Origin of the sequence: Paenibacillus sp. RU5M, assembly GCF_900221055.1 — a bacterium.
Lineage (GTDB): Bacteria > Bacillota > Bacilli > Paenibacillales > Paenibacillaceae > Paenibacillus > Paenibacillus marchantiae.
Genome location: NZ_OBQM01000002.1, coordinates 406,709 through 428,094, shown reverse-complemented (window position 1 = coordinate 428,094; position 21,386 = coordinate 406,709). Strand labels below are relative to the sequence as shown.

Below are 21,386 nucleotides of genomic sequence, written 5' to 3'. Positions count from 1 at the left end.
TAACAAGGATAACGAGGTGAAGAAATTCATGCTGAACGCATTAAAGGCCATACAATCTTACAAGTCAGGCCATCTCCCGGAGGGGGAGCAGCCACTGTGGCTGCAGCTGCTGGCAGCGGCAGAGCAGCCGAATATTAACCTGGAACGCATTCATTCTATAGCTGAGCTGGAAGGCACGAATCCGGTACTGGATTACGTAGAACGCACACTCCAGGTGCTGGAGCAGCTTCAGGTTTCTTTTTGGATGCGAGAAATTCTGGAGGATGTGCTGGTCTGGTCGGAAACGGCAAAGGCAGGATCACCGAAACAGCGGCGAAAATGGCAGAAACAGGGGGTTAACCTGTTCGTGCACAATGTGGGTTCAGCACAGGTATATGACATGTACGGAAGTATTGGACATTTGCATGGCAAGCAAGGACATCGTGAGGAGAAACATTCATCTCGATTGGAATCCCCGAGTGATTTATCAATTGATGATCCAAGTGGTAGTACACAAATTGTGCAAACAGCATATGGTTCACTCCCACCTCGGTATGAGATCATTCGTACCCTTATTGCCACACACGGACTTATTGGTCAGTACATAAGAGGAGAAATCCCCTTTGCCGAAAATGCCCCACTGCACTCGTTCATAACGCAAGGGTGGCTGACGGCAGATGAATTGCAGGCCATCCTGATCGCATTAAATGAATGCATCATTGCTGGCGTTGATCCATCGCTTTGGAATCAAGTTCAGGCTGAAGTGCAGCGTATCGTAGGCTGGATCATTACAGAGCCGGATCATACGGACTGGAATGTGAAGGAGCGGTTGTCACGCTTACGGAGCTCCTCTATACGTCAAGGAGAAGCGATAGATGAAGCATATGCCAAACTTCAAGACCAGCTTGAGATAGAGAAACGTCTCGCTCCTCTGGCTCATCGGACCTTATGGTATGTGGAGTCAGCGATGCATGATTTTTCGTTGCAGGAGATGGTTAAGATCTTCCTTTTGACGCTGCATAGTGAAGCTATGGTGTTATCTGTAGATGATTTGATTATGAACAGCACAGGTACAGGCATAGTAGCCGACGAAGAAGCAGTGGGCTCGAATTCGACTTCGCAGGAGCAACAATTGGATGTGGTAAGGCATATCAGCTTCGAACCATTAATGAACACGATGTATTACGATTATAAGGGTGTCAAGAAACTGAATATTTACAAGAAACGAATGATTGAAAAGTATTTGGAGCAATATTCTTGGGAGCAGATTGAAGCAGGTGAGACGATTACTTACCCTCATTTGACACATCGAATTGAACGGCATCCGGATTTGCGGGATACGGTGTTTGTGACATTTGAATTTTCGCCAGCGGCTGAGAAGCTGATTGCATTTTGTATTGAGGCAGAAAAGTCTCCGTTATACGAAAAGGCTGTGCTGTTGTTATTTGACCTGTTTGGACTCCGTCGGGATGCGTATGATCGGTTCCATAATGAAGAGACGTATCTGGCCGACATGAACAGCTCAGGTGATTACAAGAAAGTACTGCTGGATTATATGGTTGGCAAACGTGTGCTCGATATCGGTCCAGGCGGCGGAATATTGCTCGATCTGATTGAACAGGAACGACCTGAGATGGAACCAATCGGCATTGATATTTCAGCGAATGTCATTGAGGCGTTGGAGCGCAAAAAGCAGCGGGAGGCACATCGCTGGCAAGTATTGAAGGGGGATGCTCTCCAACTGGATCAATACGTGCAGTCAGGCACGGTGGATACGGTTATTTTTTCATCCATTCTGCATGAACTGTATTCGTATATTGAACGTGACGGACGAAGCTTTAACAGCGATACGGTCGTTGCTGCGCTGAGAAGTTCATTTAACGTGTTGTCACCCGGGGGCCGGATTCTGATTAGGGATGGTATCATGACTGAACCCGAAGCGCAGAAGCGTCGAATTCGATTCCTTGAACCGGATGGGATGCGCTGGCTGGAGCGGTATGCGCAGGATTTCCAGGGACGCAGCATTGAATTTGAGCAGATCTCTGAGGACGAGGCGGTGCTGGATATTAACGATGCTATGGAATTTCTGTACACCTATACATGGGGCGAAGAAGCATATGTCCATGAGATTCAGGAGCAATTTGGCATATTTACCCCATCGGCATATGAGCACTGTATTCGCGAAGCGCTGGGTGAGCAAGCCGAGATTATTACATTCAGGCACTTTCTTCAGGAAGGATATACGGAGGCGCTTGGAGAACGAATTATATTTATGGATGAACAGGGTCAACCTGCACCTTTGCCAGACAGCACTTGCCTAATTGTGATTGAAAAGAAGAAAGGAATGGCGGACAGATGACGAATGAAGCCAACACGGCTTTATATTTTGTAAGGCACGCGCAGTCTGAATATATGGAAGGGCAGGAACGCGAGCGAGGTCTGACGGAACAAGGAAAAAGGGATGCGGCGACCGTCGCGGGTCTGCTCCACCGGGAGCAGATACAATCGTTTTATTCCAGCCCGTATAGACGGGCCGTGGATACGATTCAGGGGTTGGCTGAAGTGTCAGGTGGCATTGTGGTCACCGAAGAGGATTTGCGTGAGCGTGAGCTGTCAGGTCCTGAAGTGAAGCATGAACATTTTCGGAAAGCCAAACAAAGGCTCTATGATGATCCTGCATTTGCTTATTCAGGTGGAGAATCCGGTGAAGTCGCTGGGGCGCGGGCAATCGCTGTTATACAGCGAATTCTGGAAAGGCATGCGGGACAAAAAATAGTGATTGGCACCCATGGGGACATCATGACCCTGATTTTCAATTATTATGATCCGTCCTATGGTTATGACTTCTGGGCAAACACAACGATGCCGGACATCTACAAACTGGAGTTTGATCGTGATGGTAGGCTGGTTCAGGTAACACGATTGTGGGAAGAACAGGTGTAGTTCTTTGAGATATGCGTTCTATAGATGAAAAAGGGGGAGAGCCAAATGAAGATTACGTTTATGCCGGATACGTACACTGTTGAAGAGCTAAAAGTCCCTCACTTGCAAGATAGGATGTACTGCATATTTGATCTAGAGGGCACAGGAATTAACCCGGCAGAGGAGAGTGTGACCCAATTTGGTGCAATGAACTACAAAAAAGGAGAATCATTTGATTCAACGTTCACTTCACTTGTACGCGCCTCTAGGCCGATTCCGGAAGCGGTCGCGAAGTTAACGGGTATTTCAAATGAGGATATGATCCAGGCTCCCTCATTTGCAGAAGCATACCAGGCTTTTCTGGAATTCATCGGGGATAAGGTATTAGTCACGCAGGCGGGTTATGAGTATGATTTGCCCATATTGAAACGACATTGTGATATGAATGGGCTGATTATGTTTTCCAATCCGGTGTTGGATACAAAAGCGATGTTTACATATATTCATCCTGAAATCTCCGAGGTCATCTCTACCGATTTCCTGATCCGGTATTATGAACTGAATACAGACGGAATTCACAGGCACAATGCCTTGGCCGATTGTGGTGTGATTGCTCGTATATTTGAACATGTCCTGAACGAATATCAGGCTCTTGCATTGGATCATTTTACTGCGGATAGCGAACGTGAGATGAAGCGTTTTGTGATTCCTGAGATGTATTTAACAGCACCGATCGGAGGAGGGAAGCCAGATGAGTAGAGTGGATGCGGATAAATTGCTGGCTGATTTGAATGCGGGGCTGATTATTAATCAGCAGACATTCGAAGGACTGGAAGTGGAAGCCTATCTGGATCAACGGGATGCTTCCGCATTTGCCGATGAGTGGATGCAGGCATTTGAACGGTTTGCTCAGAATTCTGACGTCGTGGAAGAAGAAGTGCTTCGTGTTTGCAGGGAACTGGCTTTCAAACGAACGATTGCTCTTGCGGGCGATCCGGAACTAGCGGGATATGTCAGTGATGATATTGGTTTGATTGGTGCTGCTCTATTACAGGATGAAATGCAGAATTTATTTGTTAAGCAATTACTTGAACGTTATCAACAAGGTACATTAACCCTGCGTTAAGCGGGGGTGACGGTTGTATATTCTTTTCGTTTGTATAAAAAAATAGCTTCGAATGTGTATTGTGAGTTTTGCACAGCATAAGGTACAATTCATCTAAGCATTGAGTGAGAATGATAATCATTATTTATAAAATATGTTCTCACCGATACAACAACAGATTACATAGGGGTGAAGGGTATCATGGTAAGGTTCAGTAAAGGCTTCAAAGGGTGGACGATCATACTGCTACTCATGGTTGTAGTAATATCGGGCTGTAGTGCAAATTCTGAGTCAAAAGCAGAACAGGCTCCTGCATCTGAGACAACGGTTTCGGATGGCAGTACATCTGAAACAACAGAAAAAGAAGCAGAGACACGTGTCGTTCAGGATGAATTCGGTGATGTGACGATCCCGGTGCATCCGCAGCGGATTGCTGGTATCTATGTTGAAGATTATCTGAAAGCACTGGATATTACACCGGTAGTTCAATGGTATCACCCGTTGTGGGGAGTGCAGGAATATCTGGATCTGGATGTGCCTCAATTTGATACTACAGGAAGCATTGAGGCTTTATTGCAATATGATCCGGATCTCATCATTGTGGATGGCGGAGTGGACATGGAGAAATATGAGATGTATTCAAAGGTGGCACCGACGTATCGCCTGCCTGAAGATATTCTACAGGATTCCAATAAAATTTTAACGACCATTGCGGATGTTGTTGGTAAACCGGACAAGGGTAAAGAAGTTGTTGCGGCATTTGAAGCCAAGATTGCAGACGCTAAGGCGAAGCTTCAGGAAGCAGATGGGGATGAGACCGTAGCGGTTGTCCGATTGAATATCAGCAATAATACATTGGCATTGTTCGGTGTGAAAAATCGATTTACCGGATTTATTTATTCGGAGCTTGGTCTAACACCTCATCCATTGGTCGGCAACATGGAAGAATATCAGGAAATCCTGTCCGAAGAAGCTTTTCCAGAGCTTGATGCGGATCACATTATTGTATTTCCATCCAATGGAGAGTGGTCATCTCCAGAGAACAAGGAAGCTTTGAAGGTGCTGGATAGCAAGTTGTGGAAATCTCTCCCGGCAGTCAAAAACAACCATGTGTACATGATGGAAAGATCGTATTGGCAATCAGGTGCGATTACGGCAAACACATTGAAGATTGATGATCTCTTGCAAAAAATGACGCCATAAGCCTTTTCCATAAGAAAGTTCTTCCCTCAGGGTTGAAGAGCTTTCTTTTTTCGTTTACACTGTTGTAAATGATAACAATTCTCAATTAAGGAAGATGAATATGTGTCCCACGATTGTACAACTGATTCCCAAGCCTTGGTTATGCATACTTCAACATATGAAATACATGGATTATAGCCAAGTCGATATCCCCAAAAGGCAGACATATAACATGACATCATCACACGCTCTTTTCGTAGTGACGGGTGGGCATGGCTCAATAGATTCTTTGGATAATAGGGACACTCGCCTGGAAAAAGGGATGATTCTGTTTGTTCCGGCTGGACGTACCATTGTGATTGAAGGCTCCAGTGAGTTGCAATATTACAGACTTGAACTGATGGTAGCTGAGGTAAAAGAAGATACGTCCAGTAGGTTGAGTATAAAAGACGAAACGGCGCAACAAGGGCTTCCAGTCTTGATTTCAGATCCAGATCGGTTGCCTCTTATTGAGCTGAATTATAGTCCATGGAGTTCCTGTCTGAAATCGGTAGAACAGATATCGCGTGGGCAGACTGCTCATGATTGGCTGGATCAATGGGAGATGCAACTGCGTTTCCAGGAGTGGTTCCGAGTGCTGCTTCGGCAAAATGATCCCGAGATTGAATCGCCGGATGACCGTGCCCGGCTTCAAAGCTCGATTCGTTATATTCGCGAACACTACGATCAGCCCATAACAGTTGACGATCTGGCAGCAGAGATCCGGCTTACCAGATCCAGTTATACCCGACAATTCAAGGAGATCACAGGCAAGCTTCCGCTTGATTATGTAAATGCTGTACGATTGGAGCATTCCAAACTGCTGTTACAGATGACCGATGATCGCTTGCATGATATTGCACAGAATGTGGGATTTAATAACGAGTATTATTTCGGCCGCAGATTCAAGCAATATGCAGGTGTTTCACCAGGGGTATATCGGCGCCATTACCGTCAAGAAGTACGTGTGTTTGCACCGTATCTAGAGGATTTTGTACTGGCTCTTGGAATAAAACCCGTGTTGCAGTGCTCCCATCGCTCATGGGGCAGGCAGCATTATTTGGGAATGGAAGATATCCCTGAATTCGATGTTACTCGGATAGATGCAGGTTTTAATGAAATGAATGTGCCTGAATTTATTATGTTGAACGACGGGTATAAACGCTGGAATCTGGATCGGTTTGAGCAAGTAGCACCGACGTTTTATATGGAGCACGAGGGTGAGGACTGGCGTTCCATTTTGAAATCCACAGCGGATGTGCTGGGAAAGGTAAGTCGGGTACAGGATGTAATAGGTGATTATGAGGAAAAGGCACAGGAAGCCAAGAAACGTTTGACACGTCATATGCGTGGCCAAACCGTCGCTTTTTTGCGTATTTCTGCATCGGAAATTACACTCTATGGAAATCAATACGGTTATGTAGGACCTGTGCTGTATCATGATCTCGGATTGACCCCGCATTTCTGTGTTCAGCAATGGGCGAGTCAAAGTAGAAGAGTCGGTATTGGGCTTGAGCAGCTATGTCAGCTTGAGGCAGATCATCTCTTCATTACATTTGACAATATGGATTCTGCCTACCCCGGAGAGGAGCGGAAGCTCCTGGATAGAGAGGAGTGGAAACGACTGCCTGCCGTAAAAAGTGGTCACGTATATGAGGTGGATTTTATGACCTGGATGAATTACGGTGTTATATCCCACGGAAAGAAAATCGATGATATATTGCGTTTTATGGCCTGAATTAGACTTGAGTAATGTAAAATCTCCGGAACCACTATACTTCCAAGGTAGTTGCATTCCCAATCCTTTTATTTCATTTTTTTCTTTTTCTTGCTCTTAACGGCATTTAGCGTATTGACGAAGGCAGTTGTCTTGTTTTCGATCGCACATAATCGCTGACATGGCTGAGAATAAATCAAAGGCGTGGTCGCCTGACAACCTGAATAAGATTATGGAAGCATTAGAGCTTAATGATATATCTCAATTAATTCATTATGAAAAGGAGCAGAGGGGATAACCTCGCTGCTTCTTTTTATTCTTAACTGACCTCTTTGATCAATTCCTCGTTATTATTTCGCACATTACCTACTGCAGAATCCACCTTGTATGCTATCATTTCATCGGCATCATGCGGGCTGAGAAGCCTCAGAACGCTTTCCTTGTCTGATTCCTTGTTTAGCCAATCTGCTTCATCTTGCGGCCGGAGAATGACGGGCATACGATCGTGGATGTCCGCCATAAGACTGTTAGGTTCCGTAGTAATGATAGTGCAAGTTGAAAGCTTGTTACCTTCTGGATCAATCCAAGTATCGTATAGGCCAGCAAGCGAGAAGATGGAGTCATCTTTCATTAAAATCCGCATTGGTTGCTTTACGGATCCATCCTTTTTCCATTCATAAAATCCCGAGCATGGGATAATACAACGCTTGGAACTGATGAGGCGTTTAAAGGCTGGTTTCTCTGTGAGTGTCTCTGCACGGGCGTTAATCATCTTATTGCCTATTTTTTCATCCTTGGCCCAATTAGGAACTAGACCCCATCGGAGTGACCCCAATCGATTACCGTCTTTGCTACCGATAATTGTCGGGATGAATTGCATAGGCGCAGCGTTGTAATTAGGTTTGTACTCAAATCCTTCAGCAATAGAAGCATAGTACCTCTCCATAATTTCTTCAATTGGATCTGTAATCGTGAATCTTCCGCACATATCGAAGCCTCCTTTAAAACGCTATAGTATGTAATTTAACTCAAATCTTTAACGTTAGAAACGGGTAATATGTGGAGTTGCATAACCAATTAAAATTAATTATGCAATAAATCACGTGGAATTTACTGCGAAACAACATGGGAAAACAGCAACGTATGCAGGCAGGTTTGCATATGAGCAAAATATATAGAAAAAAGCCTGTTCACTACTGAACGGGCTTTTTGATGTGGTATTACTCAGGTGATCCAGGAGATTTAGTTTTTCTCCATAACAGCAAAGTAATTGTTTTCATCATCTGCAAAGTTGAATACTCTTCCGCCAGGCATCGTTACAATCTCGCCAACCGTAACTTGTTTATTGGATAAGTGAGTGTAAAGTTGATCCAGGTTATCTGTGAAAAGCATAAGAGATGGTGTGCCAAGGTTTAATTCAGGGGACATTTTGGCAACGAATTCTTTGTCGTGCAGGATAATGGTGGTTTGAGCATCCTTCACAGGAGCAATCTCGATCCAGCGCATTCCATTCCCATTGACTTCGTTAACGATATGGAAACCTGCTTTTTCTGTCCAAAATTGAAGAGCCTTATCCTGATCATTTACATACAACATAATTTGTCCGACTTGAGTAAACATTGATTTACACTCCTTATATACGTAGTTGATCATGGTTGAAGCAGGTATGCCTTTGGATGTAGCTTTTTAGTTTGAGTCAAGCTTTATATTACCATATATGAGCACCTGTCATACAACTTCAATTCAAGCACAAAAAGAGGAAGCATATGTCCTTGACTGCCGCATTGCGACATACCATTAGATAAAGGACAATTCGAGCGACCGAATTGCCTTTTAAGCACAGCCATGTAATGGCAGATGGGAGCGCTGTAATGACGAAACGGGTAGTTCTATTGGAAGAAGGTACGGCAGAGATGAAAGGGCTAATGGGTATTAAAGGGGCTGAACTTGCGGCGTTGCTCCAGGCAGGTTGGCCCGTTCCGGCCGGATTCATTGTAACAAAGGAAGGCTGTCGCGCATTCTGTACCCGTCTTGCACATCTTTCAGCTGAAGGAACCCAAGAGATTGGCAGCGCAATTCAGCATCTTGAGCAGCAATCCGGCAAATTCTTCGGCGATTCCTTAACACCGCTGCTGCTTGCCGTCCGGTCAAGTGAATCGAGTTCCCGTAATACGGCATCCCATGCTTTGCTTCATGTAGGACTGAATGATGTGACGGTGGAGGGGCTCGCTAAGCAAACGAATGATCGTCAGTATGCCCTTAATTGTTATCGAATTTTATTACAAGATTATGGTCAACTGGTGTACGACATTCCGTATGACCTATTTGAAGAAAAATTGGAAGACATCTCGATACTCGATGAAGCGAATCTTGAATTCTCCATCGCGGAATATAAACGTTTAATAGAAGAGAGAGGACGTCATCCGTTCCCTCAGGATGTGCAGTTACAGTTAAAACAAGTGATGCGTGCAGTTTCTGATTCACAACGTGTTATAAGGCCCAACTCCCAACAAGAACTTCTTCGTAATCCTTCTCATTTCTCCGATGAAACTCAAGGAGCAGCTGTTCTTATACAGGTGATGGTCAATGGCGAGCGTGGTGACCGCAGCGGGTTCGGAACGGTATATTCTCGTCATCCAGGTACCGGGGAACGAGGTATGACAGGGGATTACATTTCAACTGATGCTTCTCGGCGTTCGAATGAAGGACTGGATCAACTGCGGAATGAAGAGTCTGAACTGTATGGTCTTTTACAGGATGCTTGCGGTTATCTGGAGTCCCACACGAGAGAAGTACAGGAGATTCAATTTGTTGTGGATTCTGGGATCTTGTATCTTGTGGAAATTAGTGAAGCAAGGTTAACCTCACAGGCGACGCTGAGGAGTACTGTAGATCTTGTGGATGAAGAGGTAATCACCAAAGAGGATGCCATATTACGTATCCAGCCTTGGCATGTGACGGAATTGCTGAAAGCATCTTCAAATTTATCATCCGAGTTACAGCTCCTACTTGAATGGGCAGATGAAATGAAGGGGCTTACAATACTTTCGAATGTGGATCATCCAAAGGACGCCGTGAAGGCCCGCTCGTTAGGGGCTAAGGGCATTGGATTGTGTCGGACAGAACAACTGTTGTTGTCTGCTTCGAGATTTCCTTTTGTACAGAAAATGATTCTGGCAGACAGCGAAGCAGAGCGCAAACGTGGACTGGAACGTCTGTTGCCGATGCAACAGGCTGATTTTGAACAACTCTTCGAAGCGATGGATGGTTATCCGGTAACCATTCGATTGCTTGATCCGCCGCTGCATGAGCTGCTGCCTGATATTGAAAGGTTAAAAGAACGACGTGAGCAGTTGGCTCTCAGGAAATTAGAGGAAAATAACACCGAAGTGCAGGAGCTTGAACATGTCATTCGCAGGGTGCTGGAATTGCATGAACAATATCCGTTGCTAGGACAGCAGGACTGTCGACTGGGAACTGTGTTCCCGGAAATCTACGATATGCAGCTTGAAGCCATTTTTCGTGCAGCGGTGAAGGGCATCCGCCAAGGGTTATGGGTGCGGCCTGAGATTATGATTCCTTTGGCGGGCCATGCCAATGAACTTCAAGTCATGAGAGATCTGGTGGATCATGTAGCGGACCAGGTGCTTGGAGAGGAGAAGCGTCACTGTCTTTACAGAGTGGGAGCACGAATTGAAGTTCCTCGAGCGGCATTGACTGCAGCTCCCATCGCGCGTCATGCGGACTTCTTCTCGTTTGGCACCGATGAGCTGACACAGATGACGTTTGGTTACAGTCGTCATAATACGGAGAAGCCATTCCTTCATTTTATTGAGTCACAACGCTCACTGCCCAGCAATCCATTTCAGGTACTGGATATTGACGGAGTGGGGCAGTTGGTGGAGATGGCTCTCGTTCAGGGCCGAATTCGGAAACCTCATCTAAAAGCAGGCATCTGTGGCGAGAATGCAGCCGATCCGGCTTCCATTGCTTTTTGCCACCGGATTGGTCTGGATTATGTAAGCTGTCTGCCAGAACAGGTACCACTTGCCCGTATCGCTGCCGCACAGGCGGCACTCCTTGCTCAGAAGCAGGACCCAAACGAAAACAGGCAGGACGGCGATATATCGACGATTGCGTAATGTTTCCATATCCCCTCATGGAATACCAACCCTAAAACTGTTATACTGAAATATGCGTTTTGTAAAAGGAACGTAAAAATTTCAGATAAGGGTTGAAAGCGACCATGTTTAATTCCAAAAATGAGCGGACCTCATCACGGACTTTATTTGCCGTGTTATTTATTCTTATGCTGCTGAAGCTGTCGCTTTTGCGGTATTTCTTTTTCCAGGGTCTGTCCGGCATCGGTTTCGTTACTGACGCATTGGGGGCCCTGACAGTGGTATGCATCCTCGATCTGATCGTGCCCAAAGGGTGGAAGCGTTCAGTGTACGCAGGTTTTAATGTGTTGTTCTCGCTGGTATTGTTCGCGGCGACACTTTATAACGTACATTTCAGTTCGGTTCCCACATATACGGCACTCAGCGAACTGGGCCAAGTCGCCCAAGTGAGGGGCAGTATCGGGCCTTTGGTGCGACCTGAGCACTTCCTGTTTTTTGTGGATATCGTACTCGCTCTGCCCGTATGGTTTATCTTGCGCAGTCGACGTGCCTCAGCTCGTAACAGCAGCTATCGTGACAGTGGACTCCATTTCGGCAGAAGCCGGAGACGGTATTGGGGCAAGTTGGGTGTAGCCCTTACCGCTGCATTTTGCATCGTGCTGTCAGGCAGCTTCATTGTCAAAGGGGAAACGATTGATAATGAACTGGTTCGTGCCGAAAATCTCGGTTTCCTGAATTATCAAGTGTCATCGGCGATTCTGACGAGCAAAGAGAATGAAGCTATTGCGAATGGCAACATTAACGAAACCATCGACAAGATTAATCAACTGGTTAGCAAGTATCCGTATCAGGATAAGTCGAGTCAAGGCACAGCTATCAAAACCAAATATTTTGGTCAGGCCAAAGGAAGCAACCTGATTGTCCTCCAACTGGAGTCATTTCAAAACTTCCCGATTAATGCTTCTCTCGACGGTCAAGTACTAACCCCGGTTCTGAATGATCTGGCCAAAGAAAGCTATTATTTCTCTCATTTTTTCCAACAGATCGGACAGGGAAATACATCGGATGCTGAGTTCATGTCGAACACATCCATCTATCCAACCGGAATTGTACCTATGTCAGCAGGGTATAGTGACCGTGATCTGCCAAGTCTTCCAAAACTGCTTGGGAAAGAAGGATATGAATCTGAAACGTTCCACGTTAATGACGTCACCTTCTGGAACCGGAACAAAATGTATCCTGCGCTTGGATTCAATCGGTACTTCGACAAACCCAGCTTCAAGAATGATAAGTTTAATGATTTTGGACCATCGGATGAGGAACTATATCGTGTAGGTGTTGAAAAAATGGCTGCGCATCAGGCTGCTAATCAGCCGTTCTATGCTCAGTTCATTACAGCATCCAGCCACTCACCGTTCACGGTTCCTGCGGACCGGGCGAGAATTACCATCCCGGCCACAATCACCAATACGTTACTGCATGATTACCTGCAAGCGATCAATTATACGGATTATGCAGTAGGTCAGCTGATCGATGAACTTAAGGCAAACGGGTTATGGGACAACACAACACTTGTTATATATGGTGACCATTTTGGTCTGCCGGCAAACGATGAGATTACTCAGCAGATTCAGACCAATCTGGGCGTGCCCTATGACGGTAAAGTTAGTCGTTTCAACATCCCGCTCTTGATCCACACACCGAAACAGGCGAAAGGTCAAGTCATAGAACAGCCTGGTGGTCAGTTGGATATTTTGCCAACGGTGATGAACTTGATGGGTTTCTCTTTGAAGGAAGATAAATTCACAGCCTTTGGACACGATCTGCTTAACATGGACCATAATGCGTTCGGTATCCGGTATTACTTGCCGACAGGTTCATTTGTGAACAATGACATTATGTTTATTCCGGGTGCGGGCTTTGATGATGGAACAGCCTACTCGTTAAAAACGTATGAACCCGTCACGGATCTCGAGCCGTACCGTTCTGACTATGAGCACGTGCTCAGCTTGATGAAGCTGTCTGACGAGTATGTGAAGCTGTTACCCAAACGTGCACCGTAATTGAATTTTTAAATGTATGAAATACTATAACGTCACTGGCTCACGAGCTGGTGGCGTTATTTGTTTATTCATCGTAAATCGAAACGTGTAATGAAAAGGAGATAACCTTTGAAACTGTAATCAATAATGTTACAATGGAAGATGCAGCCACTAACGCAGATGACGAAAGGAATGAATATAGATGAAACTTAGTGTACTTGAACATGGACATATTAATGAAGGACGGACGGTACAGGATACCCTTCGGGAGACGGTAACTCTTGCCAAACATGCGGATGAACTGGGCTTCTCCCGCTTCTGGATGTCGGAGCATCATGGCAGCGGGGCACTGTCATTTTCCAGTCCGGAAGTTATGATTGCACACGTTGCAGCACATACCGATCGAATTCGCGTAGGTTCAGGCGGCGTTATGCTGCCCCATTACAGTGCATATAAAGTTGCCGAGAACTTCCGTTTGCTGGAAGCGCTACACCCTGGCCGAATCGACCTTGGTATTGGCAGAGCCCCGGGAGGCATGCCGATTGCCAGCAGAGCTCTGAATGAAGGAAAGTCATCGAATGTGCAATTCTTCCCGCAGCAGATTGCCGATCTGGGTGGATATTTTCATGAACAGCTGCCGGAGGATCACCGTTTTGCTTCCCTAGTAGCTGGGCCATCTGTAACCACTGTTCCCGAAGTATGGTTGCTCGGCTCCAGTTCCGAAGGTGCACGAATTGCTGCGGCACAAGGGACCGCTTACGCGTTCGCCCAATTTTTCGGAACGCCGGGTGGAGAGGAAGCGATGAAGCATTATCGCAGACATTTCAAGCCTTCTATCCTGAATGACAAACCACATTCCATGATTGCGGTGTCGGCATTCTGTGCAGAGACTGAAGAAGCGGCCGCTGAACTGGCTCGCAGCAATGAATTATTCTTCCTGCGGCTTGGCCGGGGTCTGGAGCAGAACTCATTCCCATCCCTGGAAACGGTGAACAACTATCCATTTACGGCCATGGAGATGGAACAGATCCGTCAACGCCGTTCTTTTTCCATTGTAGGTACACCGGATCAGGTAAAAGACAAAATTACGGCAATGGCTGAACGTTATGAAGCGGATGAAGTTATTATTGCATCAGCGATTCACTCATTCGAGGATCGTTTGCGTTCATTCAGCCTGATAGCGGAAGCCTTTAATTTAAAGCAGGATTAATCGGTACTGAACGGGAATTAGTATTCTGAAATGGCTGGAGCCTTGTCTTGCAAGGTTCCGGTTATACTCTTGCGTGATCAGGGAGAGGAGAGATTCACATTCGCAGATGTGTCATTAGTGATATTCATGGCTGTTACGACGAATTCAATGCTCTGCTTGAGCAGGCAGCATACGATCCGAAGCAGGATGAGCTGATTTTGTTAGGTGATTATGTCGACCGGGGACCGAAGAGCAAAGAGGTCGTGGAACAGATTATGCAGATGCACGAGCAGTACAATATTATTGTGATCAAAGGAAATCATGATGCGATGATGGTCAAGGCGCTGAACCATGATGTCGAGGACTATGACAAACACTGGATTCGTAATGGAGGTTTACAGACGCTGGCCAGCTATGTCGAGGTTTCTTTGGATGATGAGCAGTTGGACTGGGATGTTTATACTGAAGCCAAACAGCGGCTCCGTACACACTATGAGCATCATCTTCGTTTTTTGGAACAGCTTCCCCTTGTATACGAAATTCCTGGTTATATCTTTGTACATGCCGGGATTAATCCGGATGTGGAGGATTGGCGTACTCAGTCAGAGCGTGACTTCATTTGGATTCGGGAGCCGTTCTATTCAAGACCAACATCGCTCAAGGAGACGGTGGTATTCGGTCATACTCCAGTCAAAAATTTGCATAACGAGCCAGGTGTCTGGTTTGACCCCAGTGGAGACAAGATTGGCATTGATGGCGGATGTGCTTATGGTGCTCGATTGAACTTGCTGGAGATCAGCGAAGACGGGAGTCTACAGACTCTTTTTGTGAAAAGAGGAGAGACCCGTCAGGGTCCCGAGGTTTAATCCACGCGGCGAATTTCAAATAAATCTCTTTAAACAAAAGTATAAATTAAATCCCGTTGAAGCTCTAACCTTTTACTTTCTTGAGAATGTGGATTGGTATACATACCGACAATGGATCGAATCGAAGCTGGCGGAACGGCAGAGTTGTGCATTCGTTTACGGAGTATAAAGGCAAGACCTGACATGATTTTGTAATTAATTCGCTGTAAAGGGATTGGAATTAAGCCTTATTAACGCTATAATCAGTAAGGGTATGCTTGAATTATTACATTTTATTAATCTAAATCAGAATTGACGGAGGGCTATTAATATGGAAAAAGCATTAATCTTCGGTCACAAAAATCCCGATACGGATACGATCTGCTCGGCCATTGCCTATGCAGACTTGAAAACAAAATTGGGTCAGGACGTTGAAGCTGTTCGTCTCGGCGAAGTAAACGGCGAAACTCAATTTGCATTGGACCAATTCAAAGTGGCAGCGCCACGTCTGATCAAAACAGCAGCTAACGAAGTGAACAAGGTCATCCTGGTTGACCACAATGAGCGTCAACAAAGTGTCAGCGATATTGAGGAAGTGACTGTTGTTGAAGTTATCGACCATCACCGGATCGCGAACTTTGAGACAAGCCAGCCTCTGTATTTCCGTGCAGAACCTGTAGGTTGTACAGCAACCATTTTGAATAAATTGTACAAAGAAAACGGTGTGGAAATCAGCGCACCGATTGCTGGTCTGATGCTGTCCGCGATCATTTCCGACTCCCTGTTGTTCAAATCGCCAACATGCACAGAGCAAGATGTAGCAGCAGCACGTGAACTGGCTGCCATTGCTGGTGTGGATGCAGATAGCTATGGTCTGGAGATGCTGAAAGCGGGCGCGGACCTGAGTCAGAAAACGATTGCTGAACTGATTTCCCTAGATGCGAAAGAATTCGCTATGGGCCAAGCAAAAGTGGAAATTGCACAAGTGAACGCGATTGACGTGAATGATGTGCTTGTGAAACAACCTGAGCTTGAAGCAGCGATTGAAGCAATTATTTCCAGCAAAGGTCTCGACCTGTTCGTATTTGTCGTAACCGACATCCTGAACAACGATTCCGTTGCATTGGCTTATGGTGCTTCCACCAAAGCTGTAGAAAAAGCGTACAATGTAACATTGTCGGATAGCAGAGCGCTGCTCAAAGGCGTAGTATCCCGCAAATCGCAAATTGTTCCAGTTCTGACCGAAGCGTTCAACTCGTTGTAAGATGCACAAAACCGACGTATAACCATTACGTCCAGATATACGATGAATATTCAGTTACAACATCCAAGCCTGCTCTTGATCTGTCATAGGTCAGGACAGGCTTTTGTTGTAGAGGAGGATGTACCATGATCAAAAATGAAAAAATTAAAGCGACTGAAGTCCAGCTGACCGGCCTGAACGGTGAAGATCTCGGCATCATGTCTACTCGTGACGCACTTGCACTTGCGAAGCAGCATAAGGTGGATCTGATTTGTATGTCTCTAATGACCAGCCCGCCGCCATGCAAACTGATGGGCGCTGGAGCAGCGAGACAGGAAAAGCAGCAAGAGAAGAAGAAGGCGGTAAAATCCCCGGATAAACGTAAAGTGAAGGAGATCCGACTGAACCTGCAGATGGAAGACCACGATCGGGAGACCAAGCAATCTCAGGCAGAGCGTATCCTGACGAAGGGGGACTCGGTGAAGCTCGTCATCCAGGTGCATGGAGCCAAGGAAGGAACAGCAGGCAAGGAATGGGCAGAACAGCTGTGCAAATCTCTGGCTGAGTATGGCAGTAAAACGACAGGTATTCAGGTGAGCGGCAAACAGGTCGTTGTACAGTTAGACCCCATTGGATAACAAAGATGAACGAATTCAGCTGAATAACAAGGAACTGTGAGACAATACGGTCGTTATTGGGCTGGCTTTCCCTAATGTTCTAATAACCCCGTGAAGCAACAGTTGACCTGCTGCTCTACGGGGTTTTCAGCATGAAATATCGGTATAGCAATTCTGTACTCCTAATGATAATCACGCTTTAAGCTGTTTAGACTCGCAAGTAACGGCTGCCGCCGATGCGTACATACAACTGTCCCGGCAAGACCGGAGTAGATGAGGCTGTTTGTGAATTCGAGTTACTGTTCTTGGCGTAGCGGGATAGATATAGAAAGTCCGGATAAATTACCGTATCCATCAAATAGGCTGACACTGTACTTCCAGGAATGCGGTTTTGATTCAGTGAACGAATGATTTCTTCCCCGCTCGCAATCCCGATTCCATGACCATAATATACGTCTTCACGAAGCATAATGGTATTCTCTCCCTGCCACTCTGGTGTTTCAGGGGAAACGTCCGGATTTTTGAAGTACAATACGTCTCCAGGAAGCGCAGAGTCGCTGCCGTTCTTCTCCGTTAATCGCAGATCACTGTCATAGTGCCAGTCGTAGAGCAGCAGGTTGCGGAACAGTGAATTGAAATCATCTTCCCGAATACTGTTCAATACTCCGCCATAAAGGACAATTACAGTCGCTGTTGCACATTCAAAGGCATACAAATGACCATTCTTCCAAATGTCCCGGATTCCTTCCGCAGGCGTTACCTCAGATCTTAGCTCAAAGCCACCTTCAGCATTTCGGTTCCAATAGGCAGGATTACATCTGGATTTCTCGAACGAGGCAAAGCTGACCCCGCTTCGATCGAGCGCTTCTGCTGCATCCACCAGAGACTCGCGCAACGTCCATTCAAAGTGAAGATGATCCATGGATTGATATGTGTATACTGTTGGACTGTTCTGTAGTTGCTGTAACCAATGCCATGCAAAAGCAGACCAATCCGAACGTACCAGCTCAATCGGTTGATTCGCAACAATGATCATAATCATAACCTCCAGTATCATTTGGATGTTCAGCCTTGTACAAACCGGTATGCACGCGTATTCTGTAGTATATGACGACACTTATGCGATTTTGTATGTCTACAAGTACAGACAGCATGAACACACGATAAGAATGTCGATTATTGCCTGGAATTTTTGTTGATCTCGTTTATAAATCATGACATTTGGGGTACTACTCTTATAGATGAAGTTATGTTCAGGTCGATCTGTTCATACGGAATATATTCAGATTCCCCATAAAGGAGGATATGTGGTGTCGAATCCAATTGCAGAGAATCGCTCTCTGTTCGAGCAGTTATATACACATGCACCGATCGGCATTGCTGTTGCTTCGCATGTGAACGGACGTTGGCTTCAGCTTAATCCGGCATTTTGTGAAATGCTGGGATGCAGTGAAGATGAATTGATTGACTCACCAATTGTACATATGATCTATGAGGAAGACTTAGAGATGGAGGAGTTCAGATCCCATTTCTGGGATATGACCAATGGATTAAGTCTGATGTATGAAACTGAATTACGGCTTAAGCGTAAGGATGATTCCCTTCTCTGGGCGACGGTAAGAGCCTGCATCGTCAGGGATGAAGTGAGCGGCGAGCCGCTTTATTTGCTTGTTCAGGCAGCGGATATTTCGAAGCAGAAGGACGCGGAGAATCGACTGATTATACAGCGCAAGCAGTTGGAGGAGAGCAGTCGAATCTCAAGATTGCTGGCCGAATCCTCGCTTGACCTGATTGCCATACACCATGCCGATCCGGAGCGGACGTTCAAGTACGTATCTCCAGCCAGCAAAAGTATGTTGGGATATGATCCAGAAGAAGTTGTTGGTCAACCTGGCCTGTTCTGCATTCACCCCGACGACGTGCGTCTAGTTGAAGCTTTCGTGGCTGGTCAAATCCAGGGCCTTGCACCTGATCGAATTAGCTATCGGCTCCAACATAAGGATGGTTCTGTTATATGGGCGGATACCATCACTCATTATGTATATGACATACAGGGAAATCTGCAGGAAATGATCGGAGTTACCCGTGATATTACAGCGAGCAAGCAGCAGCAATTAAGTCTTCAGGAGTACCAATCATTGTTCGACAGTAACCCTCTTGGAGTTGCTTCATTGGATTTGGACGGAAACCTGCTTAAGGCCAATGCAGGTCAAGAGCAATTGACAGGCCATACCAAGGAGGAACTTCTTAGTTCATCCTTTGATCATCTCATTGACCCGGTGGACCTGGATAAGACGAGGTATCATTTTGAAGAGACTGTAAAAGGAATCGCACAGAGCTATGAAGTGGGGTTGATTCACAAAGACGGACAGCGCATTGAAACAAGTGTGATTAATGTTCCGATTTTGCTCGAGGATCGTGTCGTGGGCGTCTATGGAATAACTAGTGATATTACGGAGTCTAAAAGGTATGTAGAGGAAATTGAAAATCTCAGTTACGAAAGAGCATTGATTCTCAATGCCATGTCTGAGGGAGTCATTGGCCTCGATCAGAATGGTAACCTGATATTTGCCAATCCGATTGCAACGGAGATGATGGATTTCTGTCCGTCTGAGATGAATGGCAAGCCACTTGAAGAGATCATGTTACAAATGCAAAGTGAGGGTATACCTTATCCGTCCAATAGCACTCCTATTCTTCAAGCTGTACGTGAAGGGCGAAGCCTGCCGCGATCTGAGTCTGTATTTTGGAAGCAGGATGGCTCCAGCTTCCTGGCGGAGTTCCAACTGAAACCGATAATGGAGCAGGGGGAGAATCGTGGAGCTGTACTGGTTTTCCGCGATATGACATCGGTGAAGGACATCATTCGTGCCAAGGAAGTGGCAGAACATGCGGACCGAGCCAAGTCCGAGTTCCTGGCGATTATGAGTCATGAGCTTCGTACACCTCTGAATGGAATTATGGGCATGGCCCATCTGTTAAAAGAAACAGAGTTGGATGAGGAGCAGAACGGCTTCGCCGATATCATCATCGACAGTGGTGAATCACTGCTGCACATTCTGAATGAGATCTTGGATTTCAGTAAGATTGAAGCAGGAAAAATGGATCTTGAACGCCAGCCAGTGGATATTAAATCGGTTCTTGGCGGGGTCATGGAACTATTTGCGCTTAGAGCTTCCGAAAAGAATATTGAACTATACTGTGAAATGTCAGAGCAGATTCCCGAACGCGTACGAGGCGATGAAACTCGCATTCGTCAGATTCTGATTAATCTAGTAGGCAATGCCATCAAATTCACGGAGAAGGGAAGCATTCAGGTTCACGTGAACGTTAAGCCAGCGGAATTTTACAATGAGAATCATCTGATCTTGTCCGTTTCGGTCAAAGATACGGGGATTGGCATTCCGTTCAATAAGCAGCATCAACTGTTCCAGTCTTTCTCACAGCTCGATCCGGCTATCAATCGCAAATATGGAGGCACAGGTCTGGGGCTGGCCATCAGCAAGAAGCTGGTGGAACTGATGGGCGGCGCCATTGGTGTACAGAGTGAGACAGGTGAGGGGGCGGATTTCCACTTCACCCTGTTACTTGAACGATGGCAAGATGAGTCCACGGATCAGATTGAAGAGGTGGCTGATCACAACCTGAAGCTGGATCGAACAAGTCTGGCAGCGGGGATCAAAATTCTTATAGCTGAGGACCAGTCATTGAACAGCCATTTGCTGGAGGAAATGCTTCGTAAGCACGGCGGTCTATGTGATATCGTGGAGAACGGTGCAGAAGCGGTGAAAGCATTGGAAAGGGAAACATACGACCTTCTCTTTATGGATATCCAAATGCCTGTTATGGATGGGATTGAAGCGACCTGCCGGATTAGGCAAACCCACCCTGAAATTCCGGTCATTGCTGCCATCACGGCATTTGCAGGAGCGAACGACCGTGAAGCTTGTCTGAAATGCGGTATGCAGGACTTTATCAGCAAACCGTTCAGCTCTACGGAAATAAGTCGTGTGCTAAACACATGGGTTCCGTACATACGCTCCCAGCATGAGCGCTGATGGGCTGCATGTCTCAAGTTATCAAAAAAAATAACCTGCCTCTGAAATTCAAGGGCAGGTTATTTTGGTCTTCCGTGGGTGTTGGTAGTAGCCTGACAGATGTCAGGACCATCCTCCAATTAATCCCGAAAGGGTTACACACTCGTCATCTTCCAGTTCTGCAATTAGGGTAAGTTCTTCGTTGTCATTGGGGTCCACCGAGAATAATTCACGGCGTCCGTCTTCGTGGACAATAATGACCAACTTATTACCGCTTTTTGTATCAAACTGGTACTTCACTCCGATACCAGGCAATGGGCATTCCCGGATATTCATGAAACCTGTCAC

The 21,386-nt window shown here is 46.0% G+C and carries 17 protein-coding genes; 13 read left to right on the top strand and 4 right to left on the bottom strand.

Features of this window, described 5'->3' with window-relative positions:
• Positions 1–28: 28 nt before the first annotated feature.
• The 6 genes from CRO25_RS07590 to CRO25_RS07565 all read left to right on the top strand — a co-directional run bounded on the left by CRO25_RS07590 (position 29) and on the right by CRO25_RS07565 (position 6,965).
• On the top strand, positions 29–2,338 hold the full coding sequence (locus tag CRO25_RS07590; RefSeq protein WP_079694526.1) for a class I SAM-dependent methyltransferase: 2,310 nt from the start codon (positions 29–31) through the stop codon (positions 2,336–2,338).
• Positions 2,335–2,922 (top strand): histidine phosphatase family protein, encoded by a 588-nt coding sequence (locus tag CRO25_RS07585; protein WP_063563361.1) that lies wholly within the window; start codon positions 2,335–2,337, stop codon positions 2,920–2,922. The genes CRO25_RS07590 and CRO25_RS07585 overlap by 4 nt, the downstream gene beginning before the upstream one ends.
• 45 nt (positions 2,923–2,967) lie before the next feature.
• A complete protein-coding gene (locus CRO25_RS07580; protein ID WP_179132108.1) occupies positions 2,968–3,660 on the top strand; it encodes a PolC-type DNA polymerase III in 693 nt (230 codons plus the stop codon).
• Positions 3,653–4,027 (top strand): hypothetical protein, encoded by a 375-nt coding sequence (locus CRO25_RS07575; protein ID WP_079694524.1) that lies wholly within the window; start codon positions 3,653–3,655, stop codon positions 4,025–4,027. Before CRO25_RS07580 ends, CRO25_RS07575 begins: the two co-directional genes overlap by 8 nt.
• Before the next feature lie 180 nt (positions 4,028–4,207).
• Positions 4,208–5,209, top strand: a complete 1,002-nt coding sequence (locus CRO25_RS07570) for an ABC transporter substrate-binding protein (RefSeq protein WP_079694522.1) — start codon at positions 4,208–4,210, stop codon at positions 5,207–5,209.
• Positions 5,210–5,420: 211 nt separating this feature from the next.
• The gene (locus CRO25_RS07565; RefSeq protein WP_256863602.1) at positions 5,421–6,965 is read left to right on the top strand and encodes an AraC family transcriptional regulator; all 1,545 of its coding nucleotides are present in this window, start codon (positions 5,421–5,423) and stop codon (positions 6,963–6,965) included.
• A gap of 298 nt (positions 6,966–7,263) precedes the next feature.
• On the opposite strand, the gene CRO25_RS07560 is transcribed toward CRO25_RS07565, so the two are convergent.
• Both CRO25_RS07560 and CRO25_RS07555 read right to left on the bottom strand, forming a co-directional pair.
• A complete protein-coding gene (locus CRO25_RS07560) occupies positions 7,264–7,932 on the bottom strand; it encodes an SOS response-associated peptidase (protein WP_079694520.1) in 669 nt (222 codons plus the stop codon).
• A 254-nt stretch (positions 7,933–8,186) separates the two neighbouring features.
• The gene (locus tag CRO25_RS07555; RefSeq protein ID WP_053779906.1) at positions 8,187–8,564 is read right to left on the bottom strand and encodes a VOC family protein; all 378 of its coding nucleotides are present in this window, start codon (positions 8,562–8,564) and stop codon (positions 8,187–8,189) included.
• A 251-nt stretch (positions 8,565–8,815) separates the two neighbouring features.
• Here CRO25_RS07555 and CRO25_RS07550 point away from each other — a divergent pair, with 251 nt between their 5' ends.
• The 6 genes from CRO25_RS07550 (at position 8,816) to infC (ending at position 17,022) form a co-directional block, all read left to right on the top strand.
• Positions 8,816–11,086 carry a putative PEP-binding protein gene (locus CRO25_RS07550; protein ID WP_079694519.1) on the top strand — a complete coding sequence of 757 codons (2,271 nt, stop codon included), beginning with the start codon at positions 8,816–8,818 and terminating at the stop codon, positions 11,084–11,086.
• Between the two features lie 104 nt (positions 11,087–11,190).
• Positions 11,191–13,128 (top strand): LTA synthase family protein, encoded by a 1,938-nt coding sequence (locus tag CRO25_RS07545; protein WP_079694517.1) that lies wholly within the window; start codon positions 11,191–11,193, stop codon positions 13,126–13,128.
• A 181-nt stretch (positions 13,129–13,309) separates the two neighbouring features.
• Positions 13,310–14,317 (top strand): LLM class flavin-dependent oxidoreductase, encoded by a 1,008-nt coding sequence (locus CRO25_RS07540; protein ID WP_079694516.1) that lies wholly within the window; start codon positions 13,310–13,312, stop codon positions 14,315–14,317.
• A 92-nt stretch (positions 14,318–14,409) separates the two neighbouring features.
• On the top strand, positions 14,410–15,162 hold the full coding sequence (locus CRO25_RS07535; RefSeq protein WP_306291806.1) for a metallophosphoesterase family protein: 753 nt from the start codon (positions 14,410–14,412) through the stop codon (positions 15,160–15,162).
• 310 nt (positions 15,163–15,472) lie between these two features.
• Positions 15,473–16,405, top strand: a complete 933-nt coding sequence (locus CRO25_RS07530) for a manganese-dependent inorganic pyrophosphatase (protein ID WP_063563370.1) — start codon at positions 15,473–15,475, stop codon at positions 16,403–16,405.
• Between the two features lie 125 nt (positions 16,406–16,530).
• A complete protein-coding gene (gene infC, locus CRO25_RS07525) occupies positions 16,531–17,022 on the top strand; it encodes a translation initiation factor IF-3 (RefSeq protein WP_063563371.1) in 492 nt (163 codons plus the stop codon).
• 187 nt (positions 17,023–17,209) lie between these two features.
• On the opposite strand, the gene CRO25_RS07520 is transcribed toward infC, so the two are convergent.
• Entirely contained in the window at positions 17,210–18,037 is an 828-nt protein-coding gene (locus CRO25_RS07520) for a protein-glutamine gamma-glutamyltransferase (protein WP_072732542.1), read from the bottom strand.
• A 274-nt stretch (positions 18,038–18,311) separates the two neighbouring features.
• On the opposite strand from CRO25_RS07520, the gene CRO25_RS07515 reads away from it, so the two are divergent.
• A complete protein-coding gene (locus CRO25_RS07515; RefSeq protein ID WP_179132107.1) occupies positions 18,312–21,059 on the top strand; it encodes a PAS domain S-box protein in 2,748 nt (915 codons plus the stop codon).
• A gap of 102 nt (positions 21,060–21,161) precedes the next feature.
• Here the strand turns inward: CRO25_RS07515 and CRO25_RS07510 are convergent, their stop codons facing one another.
• Positions 21,162–21,374: a hypothetical protein gene (locus CRO25_RS07510; protein ID WP_053779896.1), complete on the bottom strand. Its 213-nt coding sequence runs from the start codon at positions 21,372–21,374 to the stop codon at positions 21,162–21,164.
• Positions 21,375–21,386 lie beyond the last annotated feature (12 nt).